At 68.0% G+C, this 22,366-nt stretch carries 18 protein-coding genes; 10 read left to right on the forward strand and 8 right to left on the reverse strand.

Features of this window, described 5'->3' with window-relative positions; all coding sequences use genetic code 11:
- Window positions 1-9: 9 nt before the first annotated feature.
- A complete protein-coding gene (aptA, locus tag ABAZ39_RS24330; RefSeq protein ID WP_051658483.1) occupies window positions 10-1,371 on the reverse strand; it encodes an omega-aminotransferase AptA in 1,362 nt (453 codons plus the stop codon).
- A 124-nt stretch (window positions 1,372-1,495) separates the two neighbouring features.
- On the opposite strand from aptA, the gene ABAZ39_RS24335 reads away from it, so the two are divergent.
- The 3 genes from ABAZ39_RS24335 to ABAZ39_RS24345 all read left to right on the forward strand — a co-directional run bounded on the left by ABAZ39_RS24335 (window position 1,496) and on the right by ABAZ39_RS24345 (window position 3,763).
- A complete protein-coding gene (locus tag ABAZ39_RS24335) occupies window positions 1,496-2,458 on the forward strand; it encodes a LysR family transcriptional regulator (protein ID WP_040136482.1) in 963 nt (320 codons plus the stop codon).
- Window positions 2,459-2,537: 79 nt separating this feature from the next.
- A complete protein-coding gene (locus ABAZ39_RS24340) occupies window positions 2,538-3,098 on the forward strand; it encodes a hypothetical protein (RefSeq protein WP_040136483.1) in 561 nt (186 codons plus the stop codon).
- 197 nt (window positions 3,099-3,295) lie between these two features.
- A complete protein-coding gene (locus tag ABAZ39_RS24345; protein WP_051658484.1) occupies window positions 3,296-3,763 on the forward strand; it encodes a DUF4112 domain-containing protein in 468 nt (155 codons plus the stop codon).
- Window positions 3,764-3,772: 9 nt separating this feature from the next.
- Here the strand turns inward: ABAZ39_RS24345 and ABAZ39_RS24350 are convergent, their stop codons facing one another.
- Window positions 3,773-4,498 carry a pyridoxamine 5'-phosphate oxidase family protein gene (locus tag ABAZ39_RS24350; RefSeq protein ID WP_040136484.1) on the reverse strand — a complete coding sequence of 242 codons (726 nt, stop codon included), beginning with the start codon at window positions 4,496-4,498 and terminating at the stop codon, window positions 3,773-3,775.
- Between the two features lie 100 nt (window positions 4,499-4,598).
- Here ABAZ39_RS24350 and pdxR point away from each other — a divergent pair, with 100 nt between their 5' ends.
- From pdxR to ABAZ39_RS24375, 5 genes are all read left to right on the forward strand, one after another.
- Complete coding sequence (gene pdxR / locus ABAZ39_RS24355) at window positions 4,599-6,044, forward strand: MocR-like pyridoxine biosynthesis transcription factor PdxR (RefSeq protein WP_051658485.1); 1,446 nt, start codon at window positions 4,599-4,601, stop codon at window positions 6,042-6,044.
- A gap of 157 nt (window positions 6,045-6,201) precedes the next feature.
- On the forward strand, window positions 6,202-7,692 hold the full coding sequence (locus ABAZ39_RS33390; RefSeq protein WP_051658486.1) for a glycosyltransferase family 61 protein: 1,491 nt from the start codon (window positions 6,202-6,204) through the stop codon (window positions 7,690-7,692).
- 348 nt (window positions 7,693-8,040) lie between these two features.
- Complete coding sequence (locus ABAZ39_RS24365; protein WP_040136489.1) at window positions 8,041-9,816, forward strand: N-acetylglutaminylglutamine amidotransferase; 1,776 nt, start codon at window positions 8,041-8,043, stop codon at window positions 9,814-9,816.
- A 7-nt stretch (window positions 9,817-9,823) separates the two neighbouring features.
- On the forward strand, window positions 9,824-11,605 hold the full coding sequence (ngg, locus tag ABAZ39_RS24370; protein WP_081863302.1) for an N-acetylglutaminylglutamine synthetase: 1,782 nt from the start codon (window positions 9,824-9,826) through the stop codon (window positions 11,603-11,605).
- 16 nt (window positions 11,606-11,621) lie between these two features.
- Window positions 11,622-12,782, forward strand: coding sequence for an osmoprotectant NAGGN system M42 family peptidase (locus ABAZ39_RS24375; protein ID WP_051658487.1), 1,161 nt, complete (start codon window positions 11,622-11,624; stop codon window positions 12,780-12,782).
- Window positions 12,783-12,789: 7 nt separating this feature from the next.
- Here ABAZ39_RS24375 and ABAZ39_RS24380 read toward each other — a convergent pair whose 3' ends face one another.
- The 6 genes from ABAZ39_RS24380 to ABAZ39_RS37575 all read right to left on the reverse strand — a co-directional run bounded on the left by ABAZ39_RS24380 (window position 12,790) and on the right by ABAZ39_RS37575 (window position 19,914).
- Window positions 12,790-14,043, reverse strand: a complete 1,254-nt coding sequence (locus ABAZ39_RS24380; protein ID WP_040137222.1) for an MFS transporter — start codon at window positions 14,041-14,043, stop codon at window positions 12,790-12,792.
- 244 nt (window positions 14,044-14,287) lie between these two features.
- Window positions 14,288-16,099 carry a carbon starvation CstA family protein gene (locus ABAZ39_RS24385; protein WP_014241758.1) on the reverse strand — a complete coding sequence of 604 codons (1,812 nt, stop codon included), beginning with the start codon at window positions 16,097-16,099 and terminating at the stop codon, window positions 14,288-14,290.
- Window positions 16,100-16,306: 207 nt separating this feature from the next.
- Window positions 16,307-17,026: a two-component system response regulator BtsR gene (btsR, locus tag ABAZ39_RS24390; RefSeq protein ID WP_040136492.1), complete on the reverse strand. Its 720-nt coding sequence runs from the start codon at window positions 17,024-17,026 to the stop codon at window positions 16,307-16,309.
- The gene (locus ABAZ39_RS24395) at window positions 17,023-18,732 is read right to left on the reverse strand and encodes a sensor histidine kinase (protein ID WP_040136495.1); all 1,710 of its coding nucleotides are present in this window, start codon (window positions 18,730-18,732) and stop codon (window positions 17,023-17,025) included. The genes btsR and ABAZ39_RS24395 overlap by 4 nt, the downstream gene beginning before the upstream one ends.
- Before the next feature lie 121 nt (window positions 18,733-18,853).
- Window positions 18,854-19,264, reverse strand: a complete 411-nt coding sequence (locus ABAZ39_RS24400) for a hypothetical protein (RefSeq protein WP_040136497.1) — start codon at window positions 19,262-19,264, stop codon at window positions 18,854-18,856.
- Window positions 19,265-19,401: 137 nt separating this feature from the next.
- Window positions 19,402-19,914: a septal ring lytic transglycosylase RlpA family protein gene (locus ABAZ39_RS37575; RefSeq protein ID WP_081863345.1), complete on the reverse strand. Its 513-nt coding sequence runs from the start codon at window positions 19,912-19,914 to the stop codon at window positions 19,402-19,404.
- A gap of 576 nt (window positions 19,915-20,490) precedes the next feature.
- On the opposite strand from ABAZ39_RS37575, the gene ABAZ39_RS24410 reads away from it, so the two are divergent.
- Both ABAZ39_RS24410 and ABAZ39_RS24415 read left to right on the forward strand, forming a co-directional pair.
- The gene (locus ABAZ39_RS24410; protein ID WP_040136499.1) at window positions 20,491-21,834 is read left to right on the forward strand and encodes a reprolysin-like metallopeptidase; all 1,344 of its coding nucleotides are present in this window, start codon (window positions 20,491-20,493) and stop codon (window positions 21,832-21,834) included.
- 107 nt (window positions 21,835-21,941) lie between these two features.
- Window positions 21,942-22,298 carry a Lin0512 family protein gene (locus ABAZ39_RS24415; RefSeq protein ID WP_014241764.1) on the forward strand — a complete coding sequence of 119 codons (357 nt, stop codon included), beginning with the start codon at window positions 21,942-21,944 and terminating at the stop codon, window positions 22,296-22,298.
- Window positions 22,299-22,366 lie beyond the last annotated feature (68 nt).

Below are 22,366 nucleotides of genomic sequence, written 5' to 3' on the forward strand. Positions count from 1 at the left end.
CCATCCTCCTCAAGCGGTCGCCTGGATGGCGTCGGAAACGGCGTTCATCAGCCGGTCGAGGTCCTCGCGCTCGCTGATGAAATGCGGGCCGAACTGCAGCGTGTCGCCGCCGAAGCGGACGTAGAAGCCCGCCTTCCAGCACTTCATGGCGATCTCGTAGGGCCGGCGGGCCGGCTCGCCCGGCAGGGCCGCGATCTGCACCGCGCCGGCAAGGCCGTAGTTGCGGATGTCGGTGACGTGGCGAAGCCCCTTCAGCCCGTGCAGCACCGTCTCGAAATGCGGGGCGAGCGCCGCCGCCTTCTCGGCCAGCTTGTCCCGCTCGAACAGCTCAAGCGCGGCGAGGCCGGCGGCGCAGGCCACCGGATGGGCGGAGTAGGTGTAGCCGTGCGGGAACTCGACCATGTAGTCGGCGCCGCCGTTGTCCATGAAGGTCTGGTAGATCTCATGGTTGGCGACCACCGCGCCCATCGGCACCGCGCCGTTGGTCAGGCCCTTGGCGACGTTCATGATGTCGGGGACCACGCCGAAGGCGTCGGCGCCGAAGGCGGCCCCCATGCGGCCGAAGCCGGTGATGACCTCGTCGAAGATCAGCAGGATGTTGTGCTTGTCGCACAGCGCACGCAGCCGTTGCAGATAGCCCTTGGGCGGCGGCAGCACACCCGCCGAGCCGGCCAGCGGCTCGACGATCACCGCGGCGATGTTGGAGGCGTCGTGCAGGGCGACCAGTTCCTCCAGCGCGTCGGCCAGCTCGGCGCCCTGCTCCGGCAGGCCCTTGGTGAAGGTGTTCTGGGGCAGCAGCGTGTGCGGCAGGTGGTCGGCCTCGACGCCCGAGCCGAACAGCTTGCGGTTGCCGCCGATGCCGCCCAGGCTGATGCCGCCGAAATTGACGCCGTGGTAGCCCTTGGACCGGCCGATCAGCTTGGTCTTGGTCGGCTGGCCCTTCAGCCGCCAATAGGCCCGCGCCATCTTCAGCGACGTGTCGGTGGCCTCCGACCCCGAATTGACGAAGAACACATGGTCCAGCCCGGCCGGCGTCATCGAGGCCAGCTTGTGCGCCAGCTTGAAAGCGGCGGGGTGGCCGAACTGGAAGGCCGGGCTGTAGTCCAGTTCGGCGATCTGGCGGGCCACCGCCTCGCTGATTTCGCGGCGGCTGTGCCCGGCGCCGCAGCACCACAGACCGGACAGGCTGTCGTAGATTTTTCGCCCCTCGGCGTCCCAGTACCAGGCGCCTTCGGCGCGGGCGATCAGGCGCGGATTCGCCTTGAATTCGCGGTTCGCCGTGAAGGGCATCCAGTGGGCGTCCAGCTCCTCGCGCGTCAGCCCGGCGGTCGGGGCGGCTCCGGCTTTCTGGCTCTCGTCCAACGGCGGCATCGGGCGGCACTCCTGCTGGCTGGGGGGCGTCGGGGGATCGTCTCGGAAAACAGTGTGCGCGGAGGCATGGTTGCGGTTAAATCCAAACCATTCAAACTTTACGCAAGCATCCGCTTACCTATCCATGACCAAGCCCGCCCGCCCCCTGAGCGGCCTCAACGACGCCGACCTGCGCCTGCTGCGCGTCTTCAAGACGGTGGTGGAGTGCGGCGGCTTTTCCGCCGCTGAGGTGGAACTGAACATCAGCCGCGCCGCCATCAGCCTGCACATGGCCGATCTGGAACGGCGGCTGGGGTTGCGTCTGTGCCGGCGCGGGCGGGCGGGCTTCCTGCTTACCGACGAGGGGCGCATGGCCTACGAGGCGGCGCTGCGCCTGTTCGCCGGGCTGGAGAGCTTCCGCAGCGAGATCAACGCCGCGCACGGGCGGTTGCGCGGCGAATTGAACATCGGCATCACCGACAACCTCGTCACCATGCCGAAGATGCGGGTGACCGACGCCCTGCGCGGCCTCAAGCAGCAGGGACCGGAGGTGCGGGTGAACATCCGCATGATTCCGCCCAACGAGATCGAGCGCGGCGTTCTGGACGGGCGCCTGCATGTCGGTGTCGTGCCGGCACGACGCGCCCTGCCCGGCCTGGACCGCCTGCCGCTGTACCAGGAGGAATCACACCTTTACTGCGGGCGCGGCCATCCGCTGTTCGATGCGGAGACGGTGCCCGACGCCGCGGTGGAGGCCGCCGACGCCATCGCCCCGACCGAGGCGCAGCAGGTGCCGGAGGCGGCGGGGGTGCAGCGGGCGCTGACCGCCACCGCAACCGCGACCGACCGCGAGGGCGTGGCCTTCCTCATCCTGACCGGCTGCTACGTCGGCTTCCTGCCCACCCATTACGCGCGACAGTGGGTCGAGCGCGGGGCGATGCGCGCGCTTCTGCCGGAGCGCTTCCATTACGCCCAGGAATTCCAGGCGGTCACCAAGACGGGCACGCAGGCCAATCTGGTGCTGGAGCGGTTTCTCGACCTTCTGAGACGAACAGGAATGGAGGGGGCGGGAACGAAGGGGGTGGACGGCCCCCAAAAATCGGGGTGATTTCCATTGACGCCGGCCCGGTCGCGCCCCACCGTAATTGAGGGGAATACGAACAAAGAACCGGTGGGGGAGCGCGGCCATGGTGATGCTGACCGAACAGTTCGTCATCGACTATCTGCTGTTCGCCGCCGTCCTGCTCACCGTCACCTGTTCCCTGCTCGGCAGTTTCTTTCTGAGCGCGCTCAGCCGCCAGACGGGGGCGCTGTCCCGCCTGCTGCTGTGGGGCGTTCCGGCGACCCTGCTCAGCACCGCCCTGTGGTCGCTCGCCATGCCCGCGAACGAGGCGCTGGTCGTCGGGGTCGCCACCGCCGGGGCAACGCTCATCGGGCAGCATCTCCTGCCCTTCGGCCCGGTCGGCCCGCGCGGGGTCTGGTCATGGGAGGCGCTGCTGTTCCGCGGCCTGTCCTGGACCGGGCGCACCGCCCTCATGCTCGCCCCCGCCGTGTGGCTCGGCGGCATGCCGTCCTGGATCCTGTGGTTTGCTCTGGCCGGCCCGATGAACGCGGCCATCTTCGCCCTGTGCCAGTTGCGCGGCACCAACCCGGCGCTGCGGCGGTCGGTGGAGCAGGGAGATGTCCTGTGGGGCGGGGCCCAGGGGGCGGTTCTGGGCGGTCTGCCGGCCTTCCTGATGCTTTTGTGACCGGTCTGCAAAAACCGGGGATGAATCCACCGTACTCATACGAAAATGTACCGGGTGGGTCTTGCGTGGGCGGGACGACCGGGCCATCTGTGCGGGACTGGCTCCGGGCCCCTCTGGCGGTCCACTTGGTACGGACCGCGATGTCGGAGCCCTTCACTTGAGCGGACGGCGCAGCCGTCCCCTTCTGGAGGGTCCGTATGACCGCTACCTCTTTTTCTTCGTTCCGTTACGGTTCCGCCTACGGCGAGACCGCGCATTTCGCGGCGCGCCAGCGGCTGGAATGGCTGGCGCGGATGATGGACAGCGCCGTCCGCGTGCCGGGCACCAACATCACCTTCGGCGCCGACGCGGTATTGGGTCTCGTGCCCGGCTTCGGCAACCTCGCCACCACGGCGGTCTCCGGCTACCTCATTCGCGAGGCCTGGAGGCTCGGCGTGCCGCGCGGCAAGCTGCTGCGCATGGTCGGCAACGTGGCGATGGACAGCCTGATCAGCGCCGTTCCGGTCGCCGGCAACATCGCCGACGTGTTCTGGAAGGCCAACCGCAAGAACATGGCGATCCTGGCCGAGCATCTGGACGGCCAGCCCCCACAGGGCGATCGGACGGACCGTCGCCGCCGCTCGGCGCCCTACACCATCGACGGCGAGTGGCGCCGGACGCGGTAACGGAGGGCGTTACTCCCCGCCGAACCTGATGCGGTGGTTTTCCAGCATCAGCTCGTCCAGCCGGCGGCCGGCGGTAAAACCCGCCAGCCCCGGCGGGACCGGCGTATCGGCGGGAAGCCGCGGGCAAAGCTCGGCGGCACCGATCACCTGAACCACCGGGTAGCGGGCCGTGTAGATGGGCAGGTCCATGTCCTCTCCCTCGTCCGACAGGCCCTTGCCCCGGACCTTGGCGCTCGCCTCCTCGATTTCCATGCCGACCACCATGGTCGCCTTGATCTCCTGCGCCGTGCTGACCCGCAGGTCGGCGCTGCGCTCCGGATAGAAGCGATCGACCATGGCGTCGAGCGCGCGGGCCTTGGCCTCCGGCTCCTCGACGATGCGCGCGGTGCCGAAGCACATGGCGGACCGGTAGTCCGCCGAATGGTTGAACCCGCTGCGGGCGAGCACGAGGCTGTCGAGATGCGTGACGGTCAGGCAGACCGGCAGGCCGTCGCGCTGCGCCCGCAGCATCCGGCTGGCCGAGGACCCGTGCCAATAAAGATGCTCCCCCTCCCGCCAGAAGGCCGTGGGCGTGCAGTAGGGCTGCCCGTCGATCACGTAGGCGATGTGCGCGATCATCGCGCCGTCGAGGATGGCGTGAACGGATTCGCGGTCGTAGCGGCCCCGCTCGTGCAGGCGCTTCACCCGGTTGCGGTCGGTGACGGGATAGCTTTCGGACGGAACGGCCTCGGACATCGCGGAACTCACTTCGCGGCGGTGGACAACGGCGCCATTAGAGCCTAGCCATTGGTCCGGTGTGAGAGCCAATTCCGACCTTGTCGACTGGACCAATCCGATGCCCGCTGATCTCTCCGACCTGATGCTCCTTCCCATCGACCGGACGGGCGGAGAGCCGCTGCTGCGGCAGGTCTACGGCGCGCTGCGCCGGGCCATCCTGTCCGGCGCCCTGCCGCCCGGCGGAAAGCTGCCGCCGACGCGCGCCCTGGCCGAACGGCTCGGCGTCGCCCGCAACACGGTGGTCGTCGCCTATGAGCAGCTTCTGGCCGAGGGGTTCATCGAGGGGCGCGTCGGGGCGGGCAGCTTCGTGTCCCGCGATCTGCCGGACGGGCTGGAGATTCCGCCACCGGAGCCGCCGCGCCGCGTCCCTTCCCCGCCGCCATCGGCCAGCCCCTTCGGCACCCTCCCCTTCAGCACGGGGCGTTGCGCGCTGGACGAGCGCAGCTTGCGGATCTGGCGCAGCCTGACCCTGCGGCATCTGCAACGGCCCGACCCGGAGATGCTCGGCTATGGCGAGCCCGGCGGGCCGGCGGCGCTGCGGGAGGCCATCGCCCGTTATCTCCAGAGCGCGCGGGCGGTGCGCTGCGAGCCCAAGCAGGTGGTGATCACCGCCGGCGCTCAGCAGGCCATCGACCTTGTGCTGCGGGTGCTGCTGCGGCCCGGCGATCCGGTGTGGCTGGAAGACCCCTGCTACCCCGCGGTGCGCGCCGCGCTGGAGGCGGCACGGGCGCGCGTCGTGCCGGTGCCCGTCGATGGGCAGGGCATGGCGGTGGCGGCGGGCGTCGCCGCGGCGCCGGATGCCCGGCTGGCCTATGTCACCCCGTCCTCCCACTACCCGCTGGGCGTGGTGCTGTCGATGGCGCGGCGGATGGAGCTTCTGGCCTGGGCGCGCACGGCCGGCGCCTGGGTGCTGGAGGACGATTACGACAGCGAGTTCCGCTACGCAGGCCGTCCGCTCGCCTCGCTCCAGGGGATCGACGGCGGTGGGCGGGTGATCTATGTGGGCACCTTCAGCAAGGTCCTGTTTCCCGGCCTGCGGCTCGGCTACGCGGTCCTGCCGCTCGAACTGCTGGACCCGGTGCTCGCGATGCGCCGCCTGACCGATTGGCACCCGGCGACGCTCTACACGGGCGTGGTGACGGATTTCCTGAACGAGGGTCATTTCGGCCCGCATCTGCGCCGCATGCGCCGCCGCTACACGGCTGCGCGGGACGCGCTGGCCGACGCCATCAGCGCCCATCTCTCCCCCTGGATGGAGGCGGAGGTGCCGGAGCAGGGCATGAAGCTGATCGCCCGGCTGCGCCCCGGCCTGTCGGACCGCGACGTGGAGGCGGTGGCGGCCCGGCGTGGCATTGCCGTCCGCCCGGTCAGCCCGATGCACATCGCCGCTCCGCCGTTGCAGGCGCTGATGCTGGGCTTCACCGGCCACGAGCCGGGCGCCCTGCGCCACGCCGCAAGCGAGTTGGGCAGGATTCTGGCGATGACCATCCCCGAATGCGATTAGACGTCTAATGGGAATCGCACTCACCTTCCGTGTCCGTCGTCGGGCATGGATTGCCGATGGACGCTGCGATCCCAAATCGCGTGGTGGTATGGTTCAGCGGCCGCTCTGCAAGGCGCGGTCGACGAAAAGCGCATGAGCCAGTCCGGACGACACCGACGTGCTGAACACGCCCACAACCGCCCCCGCCGCCCCAGCGCCGAACGCCGAGGTGCGGGTCGATTATGATGACGAGGGTTTTGCCGGCTGGGTGGTCAGCAGCGCCGGCCCTTATGCCCCCGTCTGGTGTCAGGTGGAGATCGACGGGCAGCACCGGGCGTCGATCCGCGCCGATGAGTTCGTCCCGTTCATCGGCGAGCGTCACAACGGCCATTGCTGCCTGAATTTCTCATACCGGGTTCCGGCCTATTTGCGCGACGGCCGGGCGCATCGCGTCCAACTGACATTCACGTTCGTCCAGGACGGCACGACCGTTCGATGCGGCCTGCCGGTCACGGTGCGGACGTTCGGTGCCGCGTCACGCCATCCTCAGGCCGGCTATTCCGTTTGCCGCGCCCAGGATGTGATGGCGGTTCCCGCCGACATCGTGGAGGCCGAAGCCTGGACCTCCCCCGTTCCCGCGATTCTGTTTCCGGAGGGGCCGATCCGGCGCGTTTGGCGGCTCTGCCGGGACGCCGACGGCACAGTCCTGTCCGGCTTTCCCCACGCGGAGATCGTCACGCACCCGCCGGCCCTGTCCTTTCTGACCGACGTCCATGTCCGCCGCTCCACCGGCGCCGTCTATGTTCCCGGCCACGGCGTGTGGCAGGATTCCTGTTACCTGTCCGACAGCCGGCGCATCCGGGAGGATTTGGAACGGCTGGAGCGCGGCGATCTCGACGTCCCGCTCATCGAGGGGCCGGTGCTGCTGGCCTCCACCGCGCTGAACCGGAACTACTTTCACTGGGTCATGGACATCCTGGCGGGGGTGCATGCCTGCGCCCGCCTCCTCGGTCCGCCACCGTCGCTGCTCACCCCGCCCTTGGCGTCCTGGCAAGCGGACTCCCTCCGGCTCCTGATGGGTGAGGTGACCTACGCGACGCCCGCCGAGGAAGCCGATCCATCATCCGATCTCGTCCGGTGCCGCCGTCTGATCGTGCCATCGCAGCTTGGCGGGGTCGGGCTTTTCCCGGACGGAACCGTGACCGATCTGTTTGCGACCCTGCGCGGCCGCGTCGCCCACGACCCGCAGGCGCGCCGCCAGATTTTCATCAGCCGGTGCGACAGCGATTGCCCGCGCATCACCAACGAGGCGGCGCTGGCGGTGACGCTGGAGCGGCTCGGAATCGAGACGGTGGTGCTCGGTGAGCGGTCCTTCCTCGAACAAATTCGTCTGTTCAAGGAGGCCGAACTGGTGGTCGGCGCCCATGGGGCGGGCCTGGTCAACGGCGGATTCTGCGCGCCGGGGACCTGGATGGTGGAGATCCGAAGCAGCAACTACCTCAACCCCTGCTTCTACCATCTCAGCGGTGTGTGCGGATTGTCCTACGCCAGCCATGTCGAAACCGTTCCCCATCGTGAGGATGGGGCGGAAAACGCGGCCTCCTTCGAGGTCGACATCGAACGGATGGTGGGCCTCCTGCACCGCCTGCCCGTAAGTTGCGTTTCCTGACTTCCACGCCCGCTTTTCCTGTTTGGCTTCGCACATCAGGCGAATAAAGAGGCGTTCGGGGTAGCCTCAAATACACTCCCACCTCCGAATCGTTTTCGCCCGCCGCGCACTGTGTTTTTCCGGGCCATGGGGCGGATGGCGCCAGAAGCGGTAGCCCAATTGGGCCCGATCGCGGAGCGCCCTGCCCGGCCGTTCGTTGCCCCCTACCCCGGATAACCTCTGCAAGGCAGGCCCCAACCTTGCGACGATCAAGCTGCACGCCTGTTGAGAGGTGGCGCCGGTCCTTCGCCGTTTCGCTGCGTTTTTTGCCGGCGTCCAGTCCATTCGAATACGGAGATATTTCTTACAATGTGCGGCATCAGCGGGGAAATCCGCTTCGATTCTTGCCCGGCCTCCGCGTCCGCGGTCGGCTCGATGACCGAAGCCCTGGCGTTGCGCGGCCCCGACGGGCAAGGCGTCTTCGCCCATGGCCGGATGGCCTTCGGTCACCGGCGGCTGAGCATCATCGACCTGTCCGAGGCGGCGCAGCAGCCGATGACCGACCCGGAACTGGGCCTCGGCATCGTCTTCAACGGCTGCATCTACAATTACCCGGAACTGCGGGCGGAGCTGGAGGCCAAGGGCTACCGCTTCTTCTCGCACGGCGACACCGAAGTTCTGCTGAAAGCCTATCACGCCTGGGGCCGCCGCTTCGTCGAGCGGCTTTACGGCATGTTCGCCTTCGCCATCTGGGAGCGCGACAGCGGGCGCGTCACACTGGGGCGCGACCGGCTGGGCATCAAGCCGCTCTACCTGTCCGAAACGGCGGGACGGCTGCGCTTCGCCTCCACCCTGCCCGCCCTGCTGGCCGGCGGCGACATCGACACCGCCATCGACCCGGTGGGGCTCTACCAGTATATGAGCTTCCACGCCGTCGTGCCGGCGCCGGGAACCATCCTGAAGGGCGTGCGCAAGCTGCCGCCGGCCACCCTGCTGACGCTGGAGCCGGACGGGCGCCGCACCGAGGAGACTTATTGGGAGCCGGTCTTCGGCCCGCAGCCCGGCGACGAACGGATGTCGGAGGGCGACTGGCAGGACGCCGTGCTGTCCACGCTGCGCAAGGCGGTGGAGCGGCGTCTGGTCGCCGACGTGCCGGTCGGCGTGCTGTTGTCGGGCGGGCTGGACAGCTCGGTCATCGTCGCCCTGCTGGCGGAGGCCGGGCAGACCGGCCTGCAGACCTTCTCCATCGGCTTCGAGACGGTGGGCCAGGAGAAGGGCGACGAGTTCCAGTATTCCGACCTGATCGCCCAGCGCTTCCAGACCAACCATCACAAGCTCTTCATCGACAGCAACCGCGCCCTGCCCGCCCTTCAGGACTGCGTGCGGGCGATGTCGGAACCGATGGTCAGCCACGACGCCATCGGCTTCTTCCTGCTGTCGCAGGAGGTCGCCAAGCATGTGAAGGTGGTGCAGAGCGGCCAGGGCGCCGACGAGATCTTCGCGGGCTACCACTGGTACCCGCCGATGATGGAGGCGGCGGATCCGCTGTCCACCTACGCCAGGGTCTTCTTCGACCGCAACCGCGCGGAGATGGCCGAGGCGCTGAACCCCCGGTATCTGGCCGACGAGGACGCGGCGAGCGCCTTCGTCGCCGCCCATTTCGCCCGGCCCGGTGCCGACCGCCCGGTGGACAAGGCGCTGCGCCTCGACACCACGGTCATGCTGGTCGACGACCCGGTGAAGCGGGTGGACAACATGACCATGGCCTGGGGTTTGGAGGGGCGCGTGCCCTTCCTCGATCACGATCTGGTCGAGCTGGCCGCCCGCGTCCCGCCGGAGCTGAAGGTGCGCGACGGCGGCAAATACGTGCTGAAGGAGGCGGCGCGCAAGGTCGTCCCCTCCGAGGTCATCGACCGGCCCAAGGGCTATTTCCCCGTTCCGGCGCTGAAGTACCTGCGCGGTCCCTATCTGGAGCTGGTGCGCGACGTGCTGAACCAGCCCGCCGCGCGGGAGCGCGCGCTGTTCCAGCCGGCCTACCTCGACCGGCTGTTCAGCGATCCGGAAACCCACATCACGCCGCTTCGCGGTTCGAAGCTCTGGCAGGCCGCCCTGCTGGAGTTCTGGCTGCAAACCCACGGGATCTGAACACCGCATGATGACGATGCAGAATCGCACCCAGACGCCTTTCCGGATCGAACGCGCCCTGGTCTCCGCCCTGATGGACGAGGACTCGCCGCGCCCGAACCGCCGGACGGGGGCGGGGCATCCCGGAGCGGAAAAGGGGCCGACGCCGCGCGCGGTGGTGAATTGCGGCTGGGGCCGCCTCCTGTTCGCCAACACCTTTCCCGACGTGGGTGAACTGATCGCGGCGATGCGCCAGGAGGGGCCGGGGCGGCGCGACATCGCGCTGTATCTGGAGGACCCCCATGTGGCGCTGGCCCAGGCGCCGACCGAGCTGTTCCTCGACCCCTCCCACACCTACCGCCTGCGGCTGGCCGGCTTCCGGCCGGGCGGCGAGACGCGCGGCTTCGCCATCGAAAAGCTGCGCGGCCGCCAGGACGTCGATGCCGTGAACCGCATCTACGGCGCCCGCGGCATGGTCACCATGGACCCGGAATTCTGCTGGTCGGAGCGCGACAGCCGCGTGCTGACCCACCTGATCGCCACCGATCCGGTCAGCGGGGCGGTCATCGGTTCGGTCACCGGGGTGGACCATGTCCGCGCCTTCAAGGACCCGCAGAACGGTTCCTCCCTGTGGTGTCTGGCGGTCGATCCGCAAGCGGCCTATCCCGGCATCGGCGAAGCGCTGGTCCGCGCGCTGGCCGAGCATTTCAAGGACCGCGGGCGCAGCTTCATGGACCTGTCGGTCCTGCACGACAACGCCAACGCCATCGCGCTCTATGAAAAGCTGGGCTTCCGGCGGGTGCCTGTCTTCGCGCTGAAAACCAAGAACCCGATCAACGAGAAGCTGTTCGCCGGCCCGGCGGTGGAGGCCAGCCTCAACCCCTACGCCATGATCATCATCAACGAGGCCCGGCGCCGCGGCATCGGGGTGGAGGTGGTGGACGCGGAGTCCAACCTGTTCCGCCTCAGCTTCGGCGGGCGCAGCATCCTATGCCGCGAAAGCCTCAGCGAGCTGACCTCGGCGGTGGCGCTGTTCCGCTGCGACGACAAGGCGGTGACCCGGCGCACGCTGCTGCGGGCCGGCCTGTCGGTGCCCGACCAGATGACCGCGGACGGCATGGACGACAACGCGGCCTTTCTCGAGCGCCACGGCAGCGTCGTGGTGAAGCCCGCCCGCGGCGAGCAGGGCCAGGGCATCACCGTGGATGTGCGCGACGCGGAGACTCTGGCCTGGGCAGTCGGCAAGGCGAAGAAGATCTGCGAAACGGTCCTGCTGGAGCAGTTCGTGCAGGGCCAGGACGTGCGCATCCTGGTCATCGACTACCGTGTCGTCGCCGCGGCGGTGCGCCGCCCGGCGGAGATCGTCGGCACCGGCGAGCGGACGATCTCGCAGCTGATCGAGGCGCAGAGCCGCCGCCGCGCCGCCGCCACCGGCGGGGAAAGCCGCATCCCGATGGACGAGGAGACGGAACGTTGCGTGCGCGACGCCGGTTTCTCCATGGACTCGGTCCTTCCGGAGGGGCAGACACTGGCCGTTCGCAAGACGGCCAACCTGCACACGGGCGGCACGCTGCACGACATCACCGACCGTCTGCACCACCGCGTGGTGGAGGCGGCGGTGGAAGCGGCGCGCGCTCTCGACATTCCGGTGGTCGGCCTGGATCTGCTGATCCCCGACCTGCTGGGGTCCGACTACGCGATCATCGAGGCGAACGAGCGGCCCGGTCTTGCCAACCACGAACCGCAGCCGACCGCCGAACGCTTCCTTGATCTTCTCTTCCCCTACTCCGCGGTCGATCCGCGGGCGTGACCGTTCAGGAGGTGGTATGGAGCAGGCAGCCTTGACGCGGACCGGAATCGTCCGGCCGGTCATCGACATGGACTATCTGACGGGCCTTCTCCGCCGCCTGCTGGAGATCCCGAGCCCGACCGGATACACCGACCAGATCGTCCATTTCTGCGGCGACGAGCTGCACCGGTTGGGCATCCCCTTCGAACTGACCCGGCGCGGCGCCATCCGCGCCGATCTGGCGGGGCGGCAATACAGCCCCGACCGCGCCGTGGTCGCCCATCTCGACACGTTGGGCGCCCAGGTGAAGATGCTGAAAGCCAACGGCCGGCTGGAGGTGGTGCCCATCGGCACCTGGTCGGCGCGCTTCGCCGAGGGGGCGCGCTGCACCGTCTACACCGACAAGGGCAGCTACCGCGGCACCATTCTGCCGCTGAAGGCATCCGGCCACACCTTCAACGAGGAGATCGACACCCAGCCGGTGGCCTGGACCAACCTGGAGATCCGGGTGGACGCCCGCTGCGAAACCCTGGCGGAACTGCAGTTCCACGGCTTCAACGTCGGCGACTTCGTGGCCATCGACCCGCAGGCGGAGTTCGACGCCAGCGGCTTCATCAACTCCCGCCATCTCGACGACAAGGCGGGGGTGGCGGTGATCTTCGCCGCCGCCAAGGCGGTGCTGGACGCCAAGCTGCCGTTGCCGGTGGACTGCCACCTGCTGCTGACCATCTCGGAGGAGGTTGGCTCCGGCGCCTCGTCGGTCCTGCACAAGGACGTGGCGGAGATGGTGACCATCGACAACGGCACCACCGCCATGGGCCAGAACAGCCGCGAGTTCGGCGTCACCGTCGCCATGGCCGACAGCACCGGCCCCTTCGACTATCACCTGACGCACAAGCTGCTGTCGCTCTGCCAGCAGCATGAGATCGAGCACCAGCGCGACGTCTTCCGCTATTACCGCTGTGACAGCGCCGCCGCCATCGAGGCCGGCAACGACATTCGCACGGCCCTGGTCTGCTTCGGCATCGACAGCTCCCACGGCTACGAGCGCATCCACGCGGACTCGCTGCGCTCGCTGGCCGAGTTGATCGCGCTCTACATGCAGAGCGACGTGGCGATCCCGCGCGACCGCGTCGGCATGGGCCCGATGGGCGCCTTCCCCTGGCAGCCCACCGCACCGGCAAAGGTCGAGGAGTAAGGCCGCCTCAATCCCCCGCCGCCAATTCCGGCCGGGGCGGACCCAGCGGGTCGAGCGGGGTGACGGTCGGCGTCGTCTGGGGCAGCGGGCGGAAGCTCGCCTGCGCCTCGGCGGGCGGCGGCGGGCGCATCCGCGTGCGCCACAGGCCATAGAGCGTCGCCGAGCCCGCCCCCGCCGCGATGAAGCCGAACAGCGCCTCCGGCCCCGCGAAGCCCATGGCAGCCGAGGCCAGCGGCGGCCCGATGATCGCCCCCACCGAGTTGGCGAGGATCAGGCCGCCGCTGACCGACACCACATTGTCCGGCCCGGCGTGGTCGTTGGTGTGGGCGGCGCAGACTGGGTAGAGCGTGAAGGCCAGCCCGCCGAACAACGGCGCCACCAGCAGCAGAGTCTCCTGCCGCCCGCTGCCGTCCGCCAGGATCATGCCGACGCTGACCAGCGCCAACGCCGCCGACAGGCCGATGATGACGGCGCGCCGGTCGAAGCGGTCGGACAGCCGCCCAAGCGGCCATTGCAGCGCCACCCCGCCCAGGATCAGGGTGCTCATGAACAGCGCCGTCCCCGACACCCCGAAGCCGGAGGCCGCGCCGAACACCGGGGCGAGGCCGTAGATGGAGCCGGTGACCGTCCCGCTGATGAAGACGCCGACGACACCCAGCGGCGACGCCTCGTACAGCCGCCGCAGGCCGTAGGATTCCACGTTGGGCAGGGTCGGCGGCGTGGTTCGGGTGAGCGCCACCGGCACCAGGGCGAGCGTCAACAGGATGGCGATCAGCATGAAGATGCGCACGCCCGCCTCATCGTCCAACTGCAACAGTTGCTGGCCCACCGCCGAGGCGGCGTAGAGCGTGACCATGTAGAGCGACAGGATCTGCCCGCGCGTCTCGTTGTTGGCGGTGCCGTTCAGCCAGCTTTCGATGCAGATGTAAAGGCCGGCCATGCAGAACCCCTCGGCCAGCCGCAGCACGGTCCACAACGGGACCGCGTCGAACAGCGCGTGGGACAGCGCCGCCGCCGACAGGACGGAGGCGAAGGCGGCGAAGGCGCGGATGTGGCCGACCCGCGTGATGACCCGGTGGGCGAACAGGGAGCCGCCGGTCAGCCCGGTGTAGAAGGCCGCGGTAATCAGGCCCACCGCGACCGCACCGGATTCCGTTCCGGCCAGCCGCAGGCCGATGAGCGTGCTGAGCGCGCCGTTGCCCAGCATCAGGAATGCGACCCCGAGCAGGAGCGAAAGTACCGACCGTGCAACCTGCGGCATGTGTCCGACCACCCATTCCATCCAACGAAGAGGCCCATCCACGAAAAACCGGCACCGCAGCCCGGAGGCCACGGCGCCGGCCCTTGGATGGCACCCGCCGGATGGCGAATCAACCCTTGTAATTCCCGGAATCGGGGGCGTCCCAGCCATTCCACAGCAATGCAGAAGAGGTACCGCTGGGGGAGCAGCGATACCTCTTCCGGTTGAGCGTCCGATCGTCTTTGGGCGTCTTGCCCGATCCCGGTTATTCAGCGGGGGTGGCGATCAGCGTCTCAGGCATGTTGTCCTTGCGGATGCGCAGGAGTTCCTTCCACTTCTTGAGGGCGGCGATCAGGATCACGAAACCCAGCGACAGCATGATGATCGAGATGCCGGCGTTGAAGACGTTGTAGCCCTTGGCCAGCGGGTTCAGATAGACGTTGGTGATCATCCAGTAGCCGGCGTAGTTCACCGTCACGAACAGGTAGGCCAGCGGGACGAGGCAGGTCAGCATGTAGACCCGTTTCTGGCCGAGGCGCAGGATGATCGTGGCGCCGATGATCAGGCCGACCGAGGCCATGAGCTGGTTCGACACTCCGAACAGCGCCCACACCGAGTTGATGTCGCCCGACGTCAGCAGGTAGCCCCAGGCCACGCAGGCCAGCACGCTCGCGGCGATCGAACCGGGGACCCAGTCGAGACGCTTCAGCGGGGCATAGAGGTCGCCACCCAGGTCCTGGATCAGGTAGCGGGCCACGCGGGTGCCGCTGTCCACCGCAGTCAGGATGAACACCGCCTCGAACATCACGACGAACTGGAAGAAGTAGGAGGCCAGCGTGCCGAACCACGGGATGCGAGTGAAGATTTCCGTCATGCCGACGGCCAGGGTCACAGCACCGCCGGTGCGGCCGTAGAGGTCGAGGCCGATTTCCTGGCTGAGCCGCGGCAGATCGACGACCTGCATGTTCAGGGCCTGGAAGGCGGCGGGCGAGGAGTTGATGGCGAAATAGTCGGCCGGGTGCAGGGAGGTAGCGGCGATCAGCGCCATGACGCCGACCACGCATTCGGCCAGCATGCCGCCGAAGGCCACGGTGCGGATGTCGCTCCATTTGTCGATCAGCTTCGGCGTGGTGCCCGAGCCGATGAAGGCGTGGAAGCCGGAGATGGCGCCGCAGGCGATGGTGATCGAGATGAACGGCCACACCGGGCCGGCCAGCACCGGGCCGCCGCCATGGATGAAGTCGGTGAGCGCGGGGAAGCGGATTTCCGGGTTGATGAAGACGACGCCGACGACGAGCGCGCCGAACACGCCGATCTTCATGAAGCTCGACAGGTAGCCGCGCGGGGTCAGCAGCATCCACACCGGCAGGGCCGTGGCGAAGAAGGCGTAGATCGGCAGGATCAGCGCGACCGTCTCGGCGTGCAGCGTCAGCCAGCTTCCCAGCACCGTGCCCTGGATGTAGGGGCCGGCGAAGACCGAGGCGGCGATGGCGGCGATGCCGACCTGCGTGGCGCCCTTGGACGAGCCGGTGATCTTCTCATAGAGGCCGAGCGCCACGGCGATCGGGATCGTCATGAAGACCGCGAAGGCGCCCCAGGCGTTGCGCTCCAGCGCATGGACGACGACCATCGACAGGCCGGCCATGGTGATGGTGATGATGAACAGCATCGCCAGACCGGTGCACCAGCCGGCGACCGGGCCGAGTTCGGCCTTGGCGACCTCCGACAGGGACTGGCCCTTGTGCTTCATCGAGGCGAACAGCACGACGGTGTCGTGCACCGCACCGCCGATGACGCAGCCGATCAGCAGCCACAGGAAGCTCGGCAGATAGCCGAACTGCGCGGCCAGCACGGGGCCGACCAGCGGGCCGGCGGCGGCGATCGCCGCGAAATGCTGGCCGGCGTTCACCCACTTCTTGGTGGGAACATAGTTTCGCCCGTCGGCCAGGATGTGGGACGGCGTCACCTCGGAATCATCGGCACGGAGCACCTTGCGCACAAAGAACACGCCGTAGAAGCGGTAGCAGAGGGCGAGGATGCAGAGTGTCGCGATCACAAATGTTAGGGCGTGATCCATGACAGCTCTCCTTGGAAGGAACTGCCGTCACTGTAGGAGCGGTTTCATCCTCCGTGTGGTGCCCTCCCCGGAGCGGCGCCATGGCGTGGCGAGCGGTCGGAAAGCGGGGATGAGCGGCGGGGGGCTGCCTTTCCCTCTCCCGGGGCTCTCGGCGGCCAAGGGCCGCCTGACGCCGTCAGCGCCCGCAAGCGGGCGCGAGAGGGAGACTCACCCGATGCCCAGCCGCTCCTTCAGCGGGCCGAGGAAACGGCGGCTGACCGGGATGCTCTGGCCGCCCAGCGTCTGGATTTCCGCCAGCCCGTTGTCGATCAGGCGGATTTCCCGGATGCGCTCGGGGTTGACCAGATATTGCCGATGGCAGCGCACCAACGGGGTGCGCTCCTGCAGGGTCAGCAGGGTCAGCTCGGTGAAGCGCTCTTCCCCATCGGCCCCCACGACGAAGACGCCGCTCGCCTTGGAGGCCACGCACTCCACCTCGTCCAACTTCAGCAGGGAGATGCGGTTGTGGCCGGTGCAGGGGATCAGCCGCAGCGGGGCGGCGTCCTTCAGCACGGCGAGGTCCTGCGGCGCCCGCTCGCGGCGCAGCCGTTGCAGCGTCTTGGCCAGCCGGGCCGGGTCCGCCGGCTTCAACAGATAATCGAAGGCGTGCTCCTCGAAGGCCTGGACGGCGTATTCGTCGTGGGCGGTCAGGAAGACGATGCGGGGCATCCGCTCCGGGTCGAGCATGCTCAGCATCTCCAGCCCGCTGACGCGCGGCATCTGGATGTCGAGGAAGACCACGTCGGGCGGCTGGCGGTTGATGGCGCCGATGGCCTCGATGGCGTTGGCGCATTCCCCGGCGACCTGGAGGTCGGGGAACTCCTCCAGAAGGCGCCGCAGCTCCTCGCGGGCCAGCGGCTCGTCGTCCACGATCAGGACGGTCATCATGGCGCGGTCTCCGCAACGGCAGGGATATCCAGGGGAAGGCGCAGGGTGATGCGGGTGAAAACGTCGGCCTCGCAGGCGACGTCCACCCCATAGTCGTTGCCGAAGCGGTTGCGGACACGGCGGTCCACGATGGACATGCCCAGCCCGTCACCGCCCGGCTTTTCCTCGTAGAGGCCGGCGTTGTCCTCCACCGCCAGCAGAAGGTCGCCGCCCTCCCGCCGCGCCGCGATGCGGACATGGCCGGGGCCGAGGAGCTGCGAGGTGCCGTGCTTGATGGCGTTCTCGACGAGCGGCTGGAGCAGGAAGGCCGGCAGCCGGGCGTGGCGCAGCCCGTCGGGCACGTCGATCTCCACGGACAGGCGCCCGGTGAAGCGCGCCAGCTCGATCTGGAGATAGGCGCTGACATGCTCGACCTCGTCGGCCACCGTGGCCTCCTGGCTGGGGCGTTTGAGGTTTTTGCGGAAGAAGACCGACAGGCTCTGCACGAGCTGGCGCGCCCGTTCCGGGTCGTTGCGGATGACCGCGGAGATGGTGTTCAGCGCGTTGAACAGGAAATGCGGGTTGACCTGGGCGTGCAGCAGCTTGATCTCCGACTGGGCGAGCAGCGCCTTCTGCTGTTCGTAGCGCCCGGCGAGGATCTGGCTGGACAGCAGCCGGGCGATGCCCTCCCCCAACGTGCGGTTGATGGTGGAGAACAGCTTGGTCTTCGGCTCGTACAGCTTCACGGTGCCGATCACCCGGTCGTCCTCGCCGACCAGCGGGATCACCAGCGAGGCGCCCAGCCGGCAGTTCGGGTGGATCGAGCATTTGTAGGAGACCAGATTCCCGTCGGCGTAGAGCACCTGGTTGTTGGCGATCGCCTGGTAGGTCTGGGGCGAGGTGATCGGCGTGCCCGGCAGATGGTGGTCGTCGCCGACGCCGATGAAGGCCAGCAGCTTCTCACGGTCGGTGATGGCGACGGCGCCGACGCCCGTCTCCTCGTAGATGATGCGGGCGACCCGCATGCTGTTCTCTTCGTTGAAGCCTTGGCGCAGCACGCCGTCCGCCCGCGCGGCGATCTTCAGCGCCTTGGCGGAGAAGGCGCTCGACTGCTTGTCGATCAGGGCACGGCGGTCCATCAGGATGCGCATGAACAGCCCCGCCCCCAGCGTGTTGGCGACGATCATCGGCAGGGCCACCACCTCGACCAGATGGACCGCCGCGGGGAAGGGCTTGGCCACCAGCAGGATGATCAGCATCTGGGCGATTTCCGCCACGAGGGTGACGGCGCCGACGCGCAGCGGGTCGAACAGCGGCTCGATGCGGCCCTGGTTGACGAAGTGGCGGTGCACCAGACCGCCGATCAGCCCCTCCGTCACGGTGGAGATGGCGCAGGCCACCGCCGACATGCCGCCCAGCGAGTAGCGGTGCAGCCCGCCCGTGAAGCCGACCGCCAGCCCTACCGACGGCCCGCCCAGGATGCCGCTCAGCACGGCCCCGATGGCGCGGGTGTTGGCGATGGAATCGTCGATCTGCAACCCGAAATAGGTCCCCATGATGCAGAACATGGAGAAGATGACGTAGCAGGCCAGCTTGTGCGGCCAGCGCACGGTGAGGTGCATCACCGGCAGGAACAGCGGCGTCCGGCTCAGCATGTACGCGATGACCAGATACACGCACATCTGCTGGAGCAGCAGGAAGACGAGGCTAAGATGCTCGACGGTCATGGGGGCGGGCACGGGCAGCGGGTGGCGGGATTGCCGGCCCGCAGGCTACCCCCGCCCGCCACGCCGCGGTATGATTCCAATCAATGGATGCGGCCGGAGTCCCCGGACCGCTGCGATGGCTCTATGCGGCCAGCGCGGGGGTCTGCCGCACCGTTGCAGGCACGGTGCCGGTGTTGGCGGGCGGCAGGCGCAGGCGGCTCGCCAGCCCTTCCAGGGAGTCGTGCAGGCGGCGACAGGGGGTGCCGTCCTCCCCCGGTTCGTAGATGCCGACGTAGGGCGCACCCGGCTGGTTGGGGTCGAGGTGCAACTCGACGATGTGGGTGCGCGACGTGCAGCCGCGGACCAGCGGATCGGCGGGGATCACCGTCCAGCCGCGCCGCAGGCAGCGCTCGGCCAGCCCTTCCAGATAGAGCGAGGCGGACGGAACGCGCTTCAGCGCCTTCAATTCGGCGATGAGCTGGCGGACGTTGTCCACCTGCTCCAGGAACAGGCCGGCGGCGTGATGCGTGTCGCGGATCACGAGTTTCAGCATGGGTTGGAACCTCCTCTGTGCGCACGGCCCCGTCACCCGCGGGGGCGCATCGGCGGCCTTCGCGGCGCCGCGTCCCTTGGGCGGAAGCCTGTGCGTTGTGCGTTCGGGTGGGAAGCGTCGGGCGTGACGCAATTCCGCTATTCGACGGTGCCCAGGTCCGTCCCGGTCAAGTCCGTGCCGGTCAGATCCGGTTCGGGCCGTTCGGCGACTGTCACAGGCGGTTCGGACACCGGTTTGCGGTCGGGGTACAGGGCGGCGACCATGCGCTCCAGCCGGTGCCGCAGGGACCGGTTCGGCTGGTCGGAGGGCCGGGCCTCGACGCGGACGTTCACCACGCCGTCCTCGATCATGCCCAGTTCGCTGGCGGCCTTCCGGGAAAGGTCGATCACCCGCCCCTTCACGTAAGGGCCGCGGTCGTTGATCACGACTTCGACGCTGCGCCCGTTGTCGGCGTTGGTCACCGTCACCCGGCTGCCCAGCGGAAGCCGCCGGGACGCGGCGGTCAGCCGGTTCTGGCTGAATCGCTCCCCCGACGCCGTGGTCCGGCCGTGGAAGAAATCGGCGTAGTAGGACGCCTTCCCCTTGTGAACATAGACCGGTTCGATGTCCGGAACGTCGGGTGCCTCTTCGAACTCGATCTCCTGTGGCACCGGGTCCTGCGGCACTGGCGGGACGGAGGCGATCTGTGCACCGGTCGAGCATGCCCCAACAGAAACAGCACAGATGGCGAGCGCAACACAGCCATACCGCACTCTTTTTCTCCCCCGTTGTTGTTCTGCGGCAACGGTTGCGGAATCTCTCCATCCTGTCAATCCGCGAATCCACGCTTATCCTGTGACAGGATTGCGTCTTAATATTCTTTAACGATTTTATTTTATGTTTGTCGTGCCTGTCACGGAGTGAGTCCTGATTTTTATTTATAACGACTGTCATCGTACCTGATCCTGAAATCCTCCCAATCATCCCAGGCGCAGACCCGGATGCCATCGCCACCCCGCGAAGATGCGGAGGGATATTCTCGGGATACCCGCAAGACACTGAAAATATGTGGAGAAAATTCACCCTTCCGGATTTGTGAATGCCCTCTGATCCATTGAACGGCGCCTCCCCCTTCGTCATAAATACTGTCTGATTGGAAGACGAACGCCGACTGTTTTCGCCAAACATCATCGAAATTCGGAACGAATTTAGCGAAACACTGGTCCACCCAGACGGAGCGCGCGGACATGAGCGAGTTTCGGATTCCCGGCGTTGGCGAAAGCGGGGACGGAATCGGCGACGGCCGGTCAACCTTCGATGATGACTTCCCGGCCCCGGCGATGGAGACAGCCGATTGGTCGACGGGCGGAACCGACAACCCGCTGTTCATCCGTGCCCTCGACAGCGGGTACCGCTGGGGCACACCGCTGAACGGCGCCGCAGCGGCACCCTACACGCTCACCTACGGCTGGGTGGTGGACGCCGGCTCTCGCTTTGCGCCCGGTTTCCGCCCCCTCAACGATGTCGAAAAGGCCATGGCGTTGCGGGCCATGGGGGAGTGGAGCGCGGTCGCCAACATCGCGTTCGTGGAGTCGGCTGCGCCGATGACCGCCAACCTCCAGTTCCACATGAGCCAGTTGGACTCCTACGGTGCCGCCGGCATGGCCTATTATCCCAACCCGGCGGGCTCCTTCATCTACCTTGATCCCGAATCGGCGGGCTACCGGACCTATGTGCACGAGATCGGGCATGCGCTGGGCCTGAAGCATCCCGGCGACTACAACGGCGGCGGCAGCGGGGCCCCGCCCTTCCTTCCCCCGTCCGAGGACAACCGGATCAACACGGTGATGTCCTATCACGGGGCTTGGCTCGGAGGGTTGGGCATCTACGACGTCGCCGCGATCCAGAACCTCTACGGTCCCAACCCCGCCGTGCGCGCGGGCGACGACCTTTATGTCCTGACACCGGATGCGCCGGGGCGCTACCTCTGGGACGGCGGGGGAAACGACACCCTCTCCGCGGCGGGCGCGGACCTTCCCGTCACCATCGACTTGACCGGCGGCTGGGGATGGTTCTCGGCGCAGGCGTCTTCGATCCTGGCCCCGAACCAGTTCTTCATCGGCCACGGCACCCGCATCGAGTCCGTCATCGGGGGATCGGCGGGCGACCGGCTGACCGGCTCCGCCTTCGCCGATACGCTGGGGGGCGGGGCGGGTGACGATACGCTCGCCGGCGGGGCCGGTGACGATTTTCTGGACGGCAGCACGGGCTCCAACTTCCTGAGCGGCGGCGACGGCGTGGACACCTTCTTCATCGACGGACGGGGCCAGGGCCTCACATGGTCCACCGTCGCTGATCTGCAGCCGGAGGAATGGGCCATCGTCTGGGGCTGGACGGACGCCATCTCACATCTGACCTGGGAGGATCTGGCGGGGGCGGCCGGCCATCAGGGGGTGACCGCGCAGATCGACTTCGACGGCAACGGCGGCACCGATCTCTTCCTGACCTTCGGCGGACTGGCGCCGGGCGGACTGGCCGCCACGCCCGGACAGATCGGGACGGACGGCTACCTTGCCTTTCGGATCGCCTGACCGGTTTTCGCAGTTTGAAAAAGCGGTGGCCCAGGGGCGGCGGCGGCGCCACTCTCGCGCATTCTGTGCGGAACCGACGCCCCAGGGACAAGGAGGAACTCGCGATCATGAAGCAGGTGATGTTCGTCGAACTCGGCATGGGTGCCGATCTGCATGGGCAGGACGTGACCAAGGCCGCCGTGCGGGCCGTGCGCAACGCCATCGAGCGCAACTCCATGCCGGGCATGCGGGCGCTCGTCGATGGCGACACCAGCCGGATGCAGGTCCGCGTCCATCTCGCTGTTCCGGCGGACGCCGACCGGCTGGACCTGGAGGCCGTCCGGGCCGTCTTCCCCTATGGACAGGTGTCCTTCAACGTGGTGTCCGGCGGCATGCTGGCGCCCAGCGGCATCTTCCTGGCCGACAAGAACGACCGCAACGAGATGATCTACATCGTCAACGCCGCGGTGGAGGTCGGCGTCTGAGATCGGGGGGCTGAGGTTCGGCCTGTTGAGTCTGGAGCGGTTGCCCCCGCCCCTTTTTCGTGCCAGCG

It is taken from the genome of Azospirillum argentinense (assembly GCF_000632475.1).
Taxonomy (GTDB): domain Bacteria; phylum Pseudomonadota; class Alphaproteobacteria; order Azospirillales; family Azospirillaceae; genus Azospirillum; species Azospirillum baldaniorum.

What these genes read in the sequence shown, in the direction of transcription:
- ABAZ39_RS24335 (WP_040136482.1), top strand. Translation starts at nt 1,496, where the DNA reads ATGACCAAGCCCGCCCGCCCCCTGAGCGGCCTCAACGACGCCGACCTG.
- ABAZ39_RS24380 (WP_040137222.1), bottom strand. Translation starts at nt 14,043, where the DNA reads ATGCCGCAGGTTGCACGGTCGGTACTTTCGCTCCTGCTCGGGGTCGCA.
- ABAZ39_RS24345 (WP_051658484.1), top strand. Translation starts at nt 3,296, where the DNA reads ATGACCGCTACCTCTTTTTCTTCGTTCCGTTACGGTTCCGCCTACGGC.
- ABAZ39_RS24415 (WP_014241764.1), top strand. Translation starts at nt 21,942, where the DNA reads ATGAAGCAGGTGATGTTCGTCGAACTCGGCATGGGTGCCGATCTGCAT.
- ABAZ39_RS24410 (WP_040136499.1), top strand. Translation starts at nt 20,491, where the DNA reads ATGAGCGAGTTTCGGATTCCCGGCGTTGGCGAAAGCGGGGACGGAATC.
- ABAZ39_RS24375 (WP_051658487.1), top strand. Translation starts at nt 11,622, where the DNA reads ATGGAGCAGGCAGCCTTGACGCGGACCGGAATCGTCCGGCCGGTCATC.
- ABAZ39_RS24365 (WP_040136489.1), top strand. Translation starts at nt 8,041, where the DNA reads ATGTGCGGCATCAGCGGGGAAATCCGCTTCGATTCTTGCCCGGCCTCC.
- btsR (WP_040136492.1), bottom strand. Translation starts at nt 17,026, where the DNA reads ATGATGACCGTCCTGATCGTGGACGACGAGCCGCTGGCCCGCGAGGAG.
- ABAZ39_RS24400 (WP_040136497.1), bottom strand. Translation starts at nt 19,264, where the DNA reads ATGCTGAAACTCGTGATCCGCGACACGCATCACGCCGCCGGCCTGTTC.
- pdxR (WP_051658485.1), top strand. Translation starts at nt 4,599, where the DNA reads ATGCCCGCTGATCTCTCCGACCTGATGCTCCTTCCCATCGACCGGACG.
- aptA (WP_051658483.1), bottom strand. Translation starts at nt 1,371, where the DNA reads ATGCCGCCGTTGGACGAGAGCCAGAAAGCCGGAGCCGCCCCGACCGCC.
- ABAZ39_RS24340 (WP_040136483.1), top strand. Translation starts at nt 2,538, where the DNA reads ATGGTGATGCTGACCGAACAGTTCGTCATCGACTATCTGCTGTTCGCC.
- ABAZ39_RS24395 (WP_040136495.1), bottom strand. Translation starts at nt 18,732, where the DNA reads ATGACCGTCGAGCATCTTAGCCTCGTCTTCCTGCTGCTCCAGCAGATG.
- ABAZ39_RS24385 (WP_014241758.1), bottom strand. Translation starts at nt 16,099, where the DNA reads ATGGATCACGCCCTAACATTTGTGATCGCGACACTCTGCATCCTCGCC.
- ABAZ39_RS24350 (WP_040136484.1), bottom strand. Translation starts at nt 4,498, where the DNA reads ATGTCCGAGGCCGTTCCGTCCGAAAGCTATCCCGTCACCGACCGCAAC.
- ngg (WP_081863302.1), top strand. Translation starts at nt 9,824, where the DNA reads ATGATGACGATGCAGAATCGCACCCAGACGCCTTTCCGGATCGAACGC.